At 67.9% G+C, this 10,856-nt stretch carries 11 protein-coding genes and 1 tRNA gene; 8 read left to right on the top strand and 4 right to left on the bottom strand.

All coding sequences use genetic code 11. The features are described 5' to 3' along the window. Positions 1 to 78 precede the first annotated feature (78 nt). Positions 79 to 963 (top strand): UTP--glucose-1-phosphate uridylyltransferase GalU, encoded by an 885-nt coding sequence (gene galU / locus ACXJKJ_RS21660; protein ID WP_457392305.1) that lies wholly within the window; start codon positions 79 to 81, stop codon positions 961 to 963. Positions 964 to 1,088: 125 nt separating this feature from the next. Here galU and ACXJKJ_RS21655 read toward each other — a convergent pair whose 3' ends face one another. Genes ACXJKJ_RS21655 through cysM form a run of 3 tightly spaced genes read right to left on the bottom strand, consistent with a single transcriptional unit; the run spans position 1,089 to position 2,747 of the window. After that, positions 1,089 to 1,316 (bottom strand): sulfurtransferase TusA family protein, encoded by a 228-nt coding sequence (locus ACXJKJ_RS21655; RefSeq protein WP_056196293.1) that lies wholly within the window; start codon positions 1,314 to 1,316, stop codon positions 1,089 to 1,091. 4 nt (positions 1,317 to 1,320) lie between these two features. Then, positions 1,321 to 1,854: an NUDIX domain-containing protein gene (locus tag ACXJKJ_RS21650; RefSeq protein ID WP_457355144.1), complete on the bottom strand. Its 534-nt coding sequence runs from the start codon at positions 1,852 to 1,854 to the stop codon at positions 1,321 to 1,323. After that, positions 1,851 to 2,747 carry a cysteine synthase CysM gene (gene cysM, locus ACXJKJ_RS21645; RefSeq protein WP_457392303.1) on the bottom strand — a complete coding sequence of 299 codons (897 nt, stop codon included), beginning with the start codon at positions 2,745 to 2,747 and terminating at the stop codon, positions 1,851 to 1,853. Before cysM ends, ACXJKJ_RS21650 begins: the two co-directional genes overlap by 4 nt. 91 nt (positions 2,748 to 2,838) lie before the next feature. Between cysM and ACXJKJ_RS21640 the strand changes: the two genes are divergently transcribed. Both ACXJKJ_RS21640 and ACXJKJ_RS21635 read left to right on the top strand, forming a co-directional pair. Further along, a tRNA-Leu gene (locus ACXJKJ_RS21640) sits at positions 2,839 to 2,923 on the top strand. A 96-nt stretch (positions 2,924 to 3,019) separates the two neighbouring features. After that, a complete protein-coding gene (locus tag ACXJKJ_RS21635) occupies positions 3,020 to 3,601 on the top strand; it encodes a rhomboid family intramembrane serine protease (protein ID WP_457355146.1) in 582 nt (193 codons plus the stop codon). On the opposite strand, the gene ACXJKJ_RS21630 is transcribed toward ACXJKJ_RS21635, so the two are convergent. Beyond that, on the bottom strand, positions 3,598 to 4,533 hold the full coding sequence (locus ACXJKJ_RS21630) for an NAD-dependent epimerase/dehydratase family protein (RefSeq protein WP_457392300.1): 936 nt from the start codon (positions 4,531 to 4,533) through the stop codon (positions 3,598 to 3,600). The genes ACXJKJ_RS21635 and ACXJKJ_RS21630 overlap by 4 nt on opposite strands. On the opposite strand from ACXJKJ_RS21630, the gene ACXJKJ_RS21625 reads away from it, so the two are divergent. The 5 genes from ACXJKJ_RS21625 to ACXJKJ_RS21605 all read left to right on the top strand — a co-directional run. Further along, complete coding sequence (locus ACXJKJ_RS21625; RefSeq protein ID WP_457392297.1) at positions 4,532 to 5,551, top strand: CDP-6-deoxy-delta-3,4-glucoseen reductase; 1,020 nt, start codon at positions 4,532 to 4,534, stop codon at positions 5,549 to 5,551. The genes ACXJKJ_RS21630 and ACXJKJ_RS21625 overlap by 2 nt on opposite strands. A gap of 1 nt (position 5,552) precedes the next feature. After that, positions 5,553 to 6,281, top strand: coding sequence for a 2OG-Fe dioxygenase family protein (locus ACXJKJ_RS21620; RefSeq protein ID WP_457392294.1), 729 nt, complete (start codon positions 5,553 to 5,555; stop codon positions 6,279 to 6,281). 70 nt (positions 6,282 to 6,351) lie between these two features. After that, complete coding sequence (locus tag ACXJKJ_RS21615) at positions 6,352 to 7,407, top strand: Leu/Phe/Val dehydrogenase (protein WP_056196274.1); 1,056 nt, start codon at positions 6,352 to 6,354, stop codon at positions 7,405 to 7,407. Positions 7,408 to 7,560: 153 nt separating this feature from the next. Continuing rightward, positions 7,561 to 9,036, top strand: a complete 1,476-nt coding sequence (locus ACXJKJ_RS21610) for an OmpP1/FadL family transporter (RefSeq protein WP_457392291.1) — start codon at positions 7,561 to 7,563, stop codon at positions 9,034 to 9,036. A 14-nt stretch (positions 9,037 to 9,050) separates the two neighbouring features. After that, positions 9,051 to 10,856, top strand: a 1,806-nt coding sequence (locus ACXJKJ_RS21605; RefSeq protein WP_457392288.1) for an alkaline phosphatase D family protein, incomplete at its 3' end; no start/stop codon positions are given.

Here is a 10,856-nt window from a genome sequence, read left to right as displayed (position 1 = left end):
ATGTGCCCGACTCAGGGGTCAGACCGTCACAACCCCCGTGACACAATCGTTGCGACCCTGTCAACCCAGTGTATGCCCATGGCTTCTTCGTCCAAATCGCCSATCACCAAGGCCATCTTCCCGGTGGCCGGCCTCGGCACCCGCTTCCTGCCGGCCACCAAGGCCCAACCCAAGGAGATGCTGCCGGTTGTCGACAAGCCGCTGATCCAGTACGCGGTGGAAGAGGCCTATGCCGCCGGCGTGCGCGAGATGATCTTCGTGACGGGCCGCCACAAGCGCCCCATCGAAGATCACTTCGACATGACCTTCGAGCTCGAGGTGGCGCTGGAAAACTCCGGCAAGCAGGACCTGCTGGACGTGGTGCGCTCGGTCAAGCCCGACGACATGGAGTGCATCTATGTGCGCCAGGCCCAGGCCCTCGGCCTCGGCCACGCCGTGCTGTGCGGTCAGCGCCTGGTGGGCAACGAGCCCTTCGCCGTGCTGCTGGCCGACGACCTGATGGTGGGCGAGACCCCCATCCTCAAGCAGATGGTCGAGCAGTTCGCCGACTGGCGCGCCTCCATCCTCGCCGTGCAGGAAGTGCCGCCCGAACACACCCGCCGCTATGGCATCGTCGCCGGCACCCAGGTCAATGACCACCTGATGGACGTGAACCGCATCGTCGAGAAGCCCGCGCCCGAAGACGCACCCTCACGCCTGGGCGTGGCCGGCCGCTACATCCTGACGCCGGGCGTCTTCCACGAGATTGCCAACCAGCCACGCGGCGTGGGCGGCGAGATCCAGCTGACCGACGGCATTGCCGGCCTGCTGCGTCGCGAGAAGGTGTTTGCCTACCGCTATGACGGCAAGCGCTATGACTGCGGCAGCAAGGAAGGTTTCCTGCAGGCCAATGTGGAACTGGCCCTGGCCCACCCGCAGCTCGGCCCGGGCTTCAAGGAATTCCTGCAGGGCCTGAATCTCTAAGCTTTGCGGGACAGACCGCCCGAGCGTAGCGAGTAGCTCTGTCCCCAACTGACTCAGGATTGGCTTTGCGGGACAGACCGCCCGAGCGCAGCGAGTAGCTCTGCCCCTAACTGACCAGGGCCTGCTCAGCGCCTGCGCAGCACGTGGATGAACTCGTCGCCCGACGAGTTCTGTTCCACCAGTTCGTTGCCGGTCTGGCGCGCAAAGGCCTGGAAGTCGCGCATCGAACCCGGGTCGGTCGCCACGACGCGCAGCAACTCGCCGCTGAGCATTTCGGCCAAGGCCTTCTTGGCTTTCAGGATGGGCAAGGGGCAGTTCAGGCCCCGCGTGTCGATCTCGCGTTGGACGTCCATGGCCTCATTCTCGCTTCAGGTCGAGCCATTGGGGTTCGATGCCTTTGCTGCGCAGCCAGGTCGCCAGCGCCTGGCCGGTGCCCTGCGGCCAACAGCGCACGTTCTCGGGTGCAATCAGCTTGTACTCCGCCAACTCAGGCGACAAGCGGATCTCGCCGCGCGCCGCCGCATGGTAGGCAATGATGATCTGGTTCATGCGCTGGAAATCCCAGACGCCCAGCAGGCGCAGGGAATCAACCTCCAGTGAGGTCTCCTCGGCGATCTCGCGACGGATGCCCTCCTCCGGCGTCTCGCCAGACTCCATGAAGCCCGTGATCAGGCCGAAGAAGCGCCCCGGCCAGGCCGCGTTGCGGGCGAGCAGCACCTGGCCGTCGCGGTCCGTGCATTCGATGACGGCGGCCAGCACCGGCGTCGGGTTGTTCCAGTGCGTGAAGCCACAGGCCGGGCAGCGCAGGCGTTCCTTGTCGCCACCGTCCTCGGCCTGCGTGATCCAACCCAGCTGCGTCGCGCAGACGGGACAGAACTTGTAGTCCGTCATGCAGGAAACACGCCCGTCGACAGATAACGGTCGCCGCGGTCGCAGACGATGAAGGCGATGGTCGCGTTCTCGACGCGGCGCGCGATCTGCAGTGCCACCCAGCAGGCGCCAGCGGACGAAATGCCGGCGAACAGGCCCTCCTCACGGGCCAGGCGGCGCGCCATGTCCTCGGCGTYGCTCTGGCTGACCAGCACCAGTTCGTCCACGCCGCTCGGGTCATAGATCCTGGGCATATAGGCCTCGGGCCACTTGCGGATGCCGGGGATGCGCGACCCTTCGGCCGGCTGGGCGCCGACGATGCGCACGGCGGGGTTCTTTTCCTTCAGAAAGCGCGACACGCCGGTGATGGTGCCCGTCGTGCCCATGGCGCTGACGAAATGGGTGATGCGCCCGCCGGTGTCCTTCCACAGCTCGGGGCCGGTGGTCTCGTAATGGGCGCGCGGGTTGTCGGCATTGGCGAACTGGTCCAGCACGCGGCCCTTGCCTTCGCCGGCCATCTGCTCGGCCAGGTCACGGGCGTACTCCATGCCACCGGTCTTGGGCGTCAGGATGAGCTCGGCGCCGAAGGCCTTCATCGTCTGGGCGCGCTCGATGGACAGGTCCTCCGGCATGATCAGCACCATGCGGTAGCCGCGGATGGCCGCGGCCATGGCCAGCGCGATGCCGGTGTTGCCGGAAGTCGCCTCGATCAGGGTATCGCCCGGCTTGATCTCGCCGCGCTCCTCGGCGCGCTTGATCATGCTGATGGCGGGCCGGTCCTTCACGGAACCGGCCGGGTTGTTGCCCTCCAGCTTGGCCAGGATCACGTTGCCGCGCGCATCGTCGCCGAGCAGCCGCTGAAGGCGCACGAGAGGCGTGGCGCCGATGACATCTTCGAGGGTCGGGTAGCTCATGGGCGGCGATTGTGGCAGCGGGACAAAAACCGAGCCTTGTCGAGTGCATAATCCGCCCCTCGCGCAGCAAGCGCGATGCTGTTTCCGACGGGCCCGGGTGGCGAAATCGGTAGACGCAGGGGACTCAAAATCCCCCGCCGCAAGGTGTGCCGGTTCGAGTCCGGCCCCGGGCACCAGGCGAAACAGCAGCCGGCTTGTGCTGGCATACTCAAAACGACAAGCACCGGCCCTCCCGGTGCAGGCGCCCTCCCGGGGCGCAAGCCGCGCGATCCATGCCCCCACTGCCTTCAGTCACCAAGGCCTTCATCCTGGCCTGTGTCGGTGCCTTCTGCTTTTTCTACCTCTTCCCGGGATTGGCCTATTGGTTCCAGCTGTGGCCGCTGAACTCGGGCTTCTTCATGCCCTGGCAGCTGCTGAGCTATGCCTTCCTGCATGGCAGCTTCGAACATCTGCTGTTCAACATGCTGGGCCTGTGGATGTTCGGCGGCGAGCTGGAGCGCGTCTGGGGCGCGCGGCGCTACACGCAGATGCTGGTGGCCAGCGCGCTGAGCGCCGCCATCGTGCAACTGATATTCACCTGGGTCATCGGTGCCCAGTCCCCCACCGTCGGGGCCTCCGGCGCGATCTTCGGCCTGCTGCTGTCCTTTGGCATGCTGTTCCCCAACCGCATCATCGTGCCGCTGATCCCGCCGATCCCGATGAAGGCGAAATACTTCGTCGCCATCTTCGGCGGCCTGGAACTGATCCTGGGGTTCAGCGGCAGCAGCGGCATTGCCCACTTCGCCCACCTGGGCGGCATGCTGGGCGCGTGGCTGTTGATCCGCCACTGGCGCTCGCCGCGGCGGCGCGGCTAGAGGCCTTCTTTCGGGGTCGGGTAGCGCAAGGCGAGTCGCAGTTCGCGCTTGAGGCGCGCATTGCCCAACCGGCGCGATTCGCTCCAGAAGCTCAGCTGCATGGCGCTCATCCRTTCGCCGGCTTCGGCGCGCGTGATGCGCACAGGCCGCGGCAGACCACCGAGGTCGGCGGCCAGGTCGAAGTAGTCGCCCATCAGCAGCTGGCTGTCGTCGCAGACATTGACGGCGCGCTGCGGCAGGCCGCGCAACAGCGCCAGCAGGCAGGCCTGCGCCAGATCATCGGCATGGATGTGGTTGGTGTAGACGTCCTCCTCCCGTCTCAACACCGGCGTGCCCCGCGCCAGGCGCTCGCGGGGGTGGCCCCCTTCGCGGTCGCGTGCATAGATGCCAGGAATGCGCAGCAGGCTGACACGCGTGCCGTGACGGCGACCAAAGGCGCGCAGCTGGGCCTCTGCATCGACACGTCGGCGGGCACGGTCGGTCGCCGGGTTCAGTGCCCGCGTCTCGTCGATGAAGGCGCCACCGCAGTCGCCATAGACGCCGGTCGTGCTCGCGTAAACCAGCGCCGCGGGCGGCTTGCACGCGAGGGCAGCGAGCAGATGGCGGGTGCGCAGATCCGCCTCGCCGTCGCGAGCCGGTGGCGCGAGATGCAGCACGAGATTGGCCAGTCCAGCCAGGCGCGCCAGCGTCGCCGCGTCATCGAGATTGCCAACCAGCGGGACGGCTCCTGCGGCCCTGAGCTCCGCTGCACGGCTTGCGCTGGACGTCAGTGCAAGAACCCGCCAGCGGCCCGCGAGCAGCTTCAGGACGCGCAGGCCGACGTCACCGCAGCCAATGATGAGGAGTCGTGGGGTCAAACCGGCCTCGGGCAAAATGGCGGGCAGTCTACGGCCCCGGAAATGTCTGCGGGGCCGCTGCTTTTTGGAAGCCATGTCCCATCAGATCACCATCCAGCCCGCCGGCCGCGTCTATCAGACCGAGGGCGATGACACCCTGCTTGCCGCCGCCATCCGCAATGGCGTAGGCCTGCCTTATGGCTGCAAGGACGGCGCCTGCGGCTCCTGCAAGAGCAAGCTGCTTGAAGGTGCCGTCATCCACGGCAACCACCAGCCCAAGGCGCTGACCGCCGAGGAAGAGGCCGCCGGTTATGTGCTGACCTGCTGCGCCCGGCCGCAGACCGACTGCACCGTCGAGGCCCGCACGGTGCCCGGCGCCGGCGAGTTCCCGGTGCTGAAGCTGCCCAGCCGCGTCACCGCCATACTGCGCCCGGCGCCCGACGTGGCGGTGCTGACGATGCAGCTGGCGGCCAACCAGAACTTCCAGTTCCGCGCCGGCCAGTACGTCGAGTTCATCCTGCGTGACGGCTCGCGCCGCAGCTACTCGATGGCCAATGCGCCGCACAGCCTGCCTGGGCAGATCGAGCTGCACATCCGCCACATGCCCGGCGGCAAGTTCACCGATCACGTCTTCGGTGCGCTCAAGGAGAAGGACATCCTGCGCATGGAAGGCCCATTCGGCAGCTTCTTCCTGCGCGAGGACAGCGACAAGCCCATCGTGCTGCTGGCCAGCGGCACCGGCTTTGCACCCATCAAGGCCATCATCGAACGGGCCCGCCACATCGAGTCGAGCCGGCCCATGGTGCTGTACTGGGGTGCGCGCAAGCAGGCCGACCTGTATCTGAACGACTGGGCGGCGCTGATCGCCTCGGAATGGCCGCAGCTGACCTATGTGCCGGTACTGTCCGAGCCCGACGAGGGCTGGACAGGCCGCACGGGGTTCGTCCACCGCGCCGTCATGGAAGACTTGGCCGACATGACGGGCCATCAGGTCTACGCCTGCGGCGCGCCCATCGTGGTCGAGTCGGCGCAGCGGGACTTCGTCGCGCAGTGCAACCTGCCGGCAGAAGAGTTCTACGCGGACGCGTTCACGTCCGAAGCGGACAAGCACTGAGATGTTCGAGCCGCCGTGGACACCCGCTGCTGAACTGGTCGACGCGCTGAAGCGCGATGGCGAGGCCGTGCTGGCGCCAAGTTCGCTTGGCGTGCTGGGCGCCTCTGCCGACGACCTCGACACCCTCAAGCCCTGCTGGGACGACCTGCCGCCCGATGGCTACCTGCGCGACGGCGGCCGCTACCGCTTCCGACGCCACGGCTGCTTCGTCGCCGACGGCGACACGCTGACTCTTCAGCCCCACCGCGCCCACTGGCAGCCGCTGGACTACAACGCGCTGCACGGCGGCATCCAGCGCTGGTTCGTACCGCTGGCGCAGGAGATGGTCAATTCACCTGCCTGGACGGCGCTGCTGCTGGGGTTGGCGAAAACGGCGTCGGCACTGAAGGGCGAGCAGGCCTGGTTCATCGAGGCCCACCCTTTCCGCATCGACACCAGCGATGGCATCGGCCGCCCGACGCCCGAGGGCGCCCACCGCGACGGTGTGGACCTTGTCGCCGTGCTCTTCGTCGGCCGCCAAGGCGTCAAGGGCGGCGAATCACGCGTCTTCGACGCCGCCGGCCCGGCGGGCCAGCGCTTCACGATGACCCAGCCCTGGACGACGCTGCTGCTGGACGACGCCCGCGTGATCCACGAAACCACGCCCATCCAGCCCGTTGTGGCGGGCGAGCGCGGCTGGCGCGACACCCTCGTCATCACATTAAGAGGCGGCGGATTCCAGGGTCCGTAGAATCCCGAACGGCCACGCCAAAAGCGTGGCCGTTCTTCTACCTACTGCCGCGCCAAAAGCGCCGAGCGTCATGAACCCAACCTCCCTCTTCGGCCTGCCCGAACAGTCCCCGCACGAGCGCGTGCTGCTCGCCACCGACCCGGCCACCGGCCTCAAGGCCATCCTGGCCGTGCACAGCACCGCCCGCGGGCCCGCCTTCGGGGGCTGCCGCCTGTGGCACTACGAATCCGAAGCCGCCGCGCTGAACGACGCGCTGCGCCTGTCCCAGGGCATGAGCCTGAAGAACGCGCTGGCCGACCTGCCTTTCGGCGGCGGCAAGGCCGTCATCCTGAAGCCCGAGGGCGCCTTCGACCGCCCTGCCCTGTTCGCCGCCTTCGGCCGCGCCGTGCAGTCGCTGGCCGGTGCCTACATCACCGCCGAGGACGTCGGCACGACCACCGCCGACATGCGCGGCATGCAAGCCCAAACGTCCTTTGTCAGCGGCATCCCGCGCGAAGGCGCCTTCGGTGGCGACCCCAGCCCCAAGACGGCCTGGGGCGTGTTCGTCTCCATCCAGGCCGGCGCCCGCCTGGTGCTGGGTCGCTCGTCGCTGGAAGGCGTGCGTGTCGCGCTGCAGGGCCTGGGCGCTGTCGGCTGGCACCTGGCCGAGTTCCTGCACAAGGCTGGCGCCAAGCTGGTCGTGGCTGACGTGGACGCCGCCAAGGTCGAGCGCGCCGTCGCGCAGTTCGGCGCCACCGCCGCCAGCGTGGCGGACATCCTGGCCGCCGACGTCGACGTGCTGGCGCCCTGTGCGCTCGGCGCTTCCCTGAACGAGAAGACGGTGCCGACGCTGCGTGCCAAGCTGATCGCCGGCGCGGCCAACAACCAGCTCGCCACGCCCGATGACGGTGACGCACTGCAGCGCCACGGCATCTGCTACCTGCCCGATTACCTGGTGAATGCCGGCGGCATCATCAGCGTGGCTCGCGAGTACCGCGGTGAGGGTGAAGAGACGGCCGTGATGGCCGAGGTGAGCAAGATCGCCGAGCGTGTCGAAGAGCTGCTGCAGCGCGTGCAGACAGCCGACTCGACGCCCGCTCGCGTCGCCGATGACTGGGCCCGTTCCAAGCTCGTCCGCCTGCCCTAAGTCCATCCCTGCAATGGCCGGGCGGTGGCGCCCGGCCAACATTTAGAGAGCCCTCTCAAGTCCAGGGTTTGTCTCGACCGGTTTGTCCTCATGGCGACACGGCGGCTGCGCACAATCTGCGCCGGTTACGTACGATTACCGGAGGCAAACCCTATGCGACGCACTACACGTCCAACCCGCGCGCTGCGCCCCTTGCTGGCAGGTATCGCCCTGCTGCCCCTGGCCCTGACGGCCCATTCAGCCGGCTACCGCTTCGGCACCCAGAGCGCCGCCGCCGAAGGCACCGCCAACGCGAACGCGGCTGAGGCCACCGACGCCAGCACGCTGTTCGCCAACCCCGCCGGCCTCACACGCCTGACGGGCTGGAACTTGTCCGGCGTCGTGGACTACGTCGACCCCAAGACCCGCTTCACCGACCAGGGCTCCTATATCTCCCTGCCCGGCTCCGGTCTGGCGCCGCGCTCGACGGGCACCGTCGGCGACACGATGAGCTTTGCCAAGGCCGCGGTCGTGCCCCATCTCTATGCCGCCTACAAGGCCTCCGACACGCTGGCCTACGGCCTCGGCGTCTTCGTGCCCTGGGGCACCAAGCTCGACTACCGAGCTGACTGGGGTGGCCGCTACAACCTGCAGAAGGTCGAGCTGAAGTCCATCTCGATCAACCCCAACGTCGCCTGGAAGACCTCGCCCGAGCTGTCGCTCGCGGCCGGCCTGAACATCCAGTACATGGAAGGCAAGCTGCGCCGCGCTGTGCCCTACGCCTCCGTCTACGCCGCCGGCCTGCTCAACGCCGCCCACCAAGCGGCCGCTGCTGGCGCGCCGGGCCTCGCGCTGCAACTGCAGCAGCAGGCCGCCACGGTCTTCGGCAACCCGGCCTATGACGGCTCCATCGCCGTCGAGGGCAAGGACTGGGGCCTGGGCTTCAACCTCGCCCTGCTGTGGGAGCCCGCTGCCGGCACGCGCATGGGCCTGAGCTACCGCAGCAGCGTCAGCCACAAGCTCAAGGGCAGCGCCGACTGGACCCAGCCCACCAACCTGCCCGCCGAAGTGCTGGCCGCCATCACCGCCAAACCCTACAACGGCGTCTCGGCCCTGGACCACAACGACTCCGACGTCAGCCTCTCGGTGCGCACGCCCGAGTCGCTGTCCCTCCACGGCTTCCAGCAGCTGACGCCGACCATCGCCGTGATGGGCGACTTCACTTTCACGCGCGACTCCCGCCTGAAACAGCTGCGCATCGATTTCGCGAACAGCACGGCCGACTCCACCACCGCCGAGCACTGGAAGGACAGCACCAAGGTCTCGGTCGGCGCCCAATGGCAGGCCCTGCCTGCGCTGCTGCTGCGGGCTGGCTACAGCAAGGATCTGTCGCCCGTGCCCTCGGCGACGCGCAGCCCGGCCCTGCCCGATGCCCACCGCACCTGGCTCGCCCTCGGCGCCAACATTGCCCTGATGGACAACGCCAGCATCGATTTCTCCTTCGGCAAGGTGAAGCTCAAGGACGCGGCGATGAACGCGACCGACGACGGCGACGGCGAGCAGCCCTGCAACTGCGCCTACTCGACCGCACGCGGCAACTACGCCTCCAAGGCCACCATCTTCGGTGTCCAGTTCAACTACAAGTTCTGAGGAGGCGACACATCATGGATCGCCGCAGTTTTCTCCGCCGCAGCGCCGCGCAAGCCGGCGCCCTGATCACCGCCTCCACAGCCCTGTCCAGCCTCGTCGGCTGCGGCGGCGGTGGCGATGCGGGCGCGCCCATCGAGCCCTTGCCCGCCACCTTCCCAGGCAGCAGCACACCGCTGCCGACGACGGCCGCCGCGAGTGGCACGTTCAAGTTCCCGCAATCGGTGGCCTCGGGCGACCCCAAGCCCGACGGCGCCGTGCTGTGGGCCCGCGTCGTGCCGAGCACGGCCGATGACGTGACCAGCGCCACTGGCGCCGGCAGCTACAGCGTGACACTGAAGATCAGCAGCGCCGCCGGCAATGCCGCCCTGCTCGGCACGACCTCGACACTGGCGGGCACGGCCGACGCTACCGCCGACGTGCCGGTCTACGAGTTCTACGACCACACGCTGCGCCACCGCATCAGCGGCCTGCAGCCGGCCACCGTCTACTACTACCAGTTCACTGCCGGCAGCAGCGTGTCGCGCATCGGCCGCTTCAAGACGGCGCCCGCGGCTGACACCGATATCAGCGCGCTGAACTTCGCCTTCGTGTCCTGCCAGGACTGGAACGTGAACCACTGGGCCGGCATGGACATGCTGGCCACGGAAAACATCGATTTCATCGTCCACCTGGGCGACTACATCTACGAGGCCGTCGGCGCCGACTACCAGGCCGGTGGCGTCGAGAGCGCGCACGCCGCGCTGACCCTGCCCAACGGCACAGCCCTGCCCACCGGAGGCAAGTACGCGACGACGCTGGGCGACTACCGCTACCTCTACAAGCGCTACCGCACCGACCGCCGCCTGCAGAACCTGCACGAGCGCTTCGCCTTCGTGGCCGTCTGGGATGACCACGAGTTCAGCGACGACTGCTGGCAGGACCGCGAGACCTACGACAACGGCACGTTCAACGCGACGACGCAAGTCGGCGACAACACGGCCCAGACCTCGCGCCGCCTCGCGGCCAACCAAGCCTGGTTCGAGAACATGCCGGCCGACATCAGCTTCACGCTGGACCCGGGCCAGGGCATCACCGGCATCCGCATCTACCGCGACCTGAAGTTCGGCAAGCTGATGCACCTGATCATGACCGACCAGCGCCTGTACCGCGCCGACCACCTGATCCCCGAGGCCGCGCCCAGCCCGCTGACCGGCCAGGCCGTCGGCAGCATCGGCGCGCGCTACATGGTGCCGCAGGCGACGCTCGCCGGCGTCGAGGCCGCCAAGCTGGCCGCTGGCGCGTCGCTGCCCGACCCGCTGGCCCTCGTCAGCATGCTGGGCGGCGCGCAGCGCCAGTGGTGGGTGCAGACGATGGCGGCGTCCACCGCGCTGTGGAAGATCTGGGGCAACGAGGTTTCGCTGCTGCGTATGGGCATGGACGGCAACAAGATCCCCAGTGCGCCGGCAGCCTTCAAGGCCAAGTTCGTACTGAATGCCGACCAGTGGGACGGCTTCAACGCCGAGCGCAAATACCTGATGGGCCAACTGCTGAGCAAGGGCGTGAAGAACGTCGTGGCCGTCACCGGCGACATCCACGCCTTTTATGCCGGCGTCGTGATGGCCGACTACGACGCCGCCACGCAGGTGCCGGCGATGGTCGACCTCGTCACGGCAGGCGTGTCCAGCAATTCCAACTTCAGCTATTTCTACACCGAAGCCAGCAAGCCGACCTTTGCCGCGCTGAAGCCGCTGGTGGCCACGAGCGAGKCCGAGTCTGAAGGCATCGCCATCCAGATCCTGAGCGCGGCCATCGCCATCGCGGCGGGCGTGACCGACCTGACC

This window comes from Roseateles sp. P5_E1, from assembly GCF_054049335.1.
Note: the sequence above shows the minus strand (reverse complement) of the source record. Positions and strands in the feature narration are given on the sequence as shown.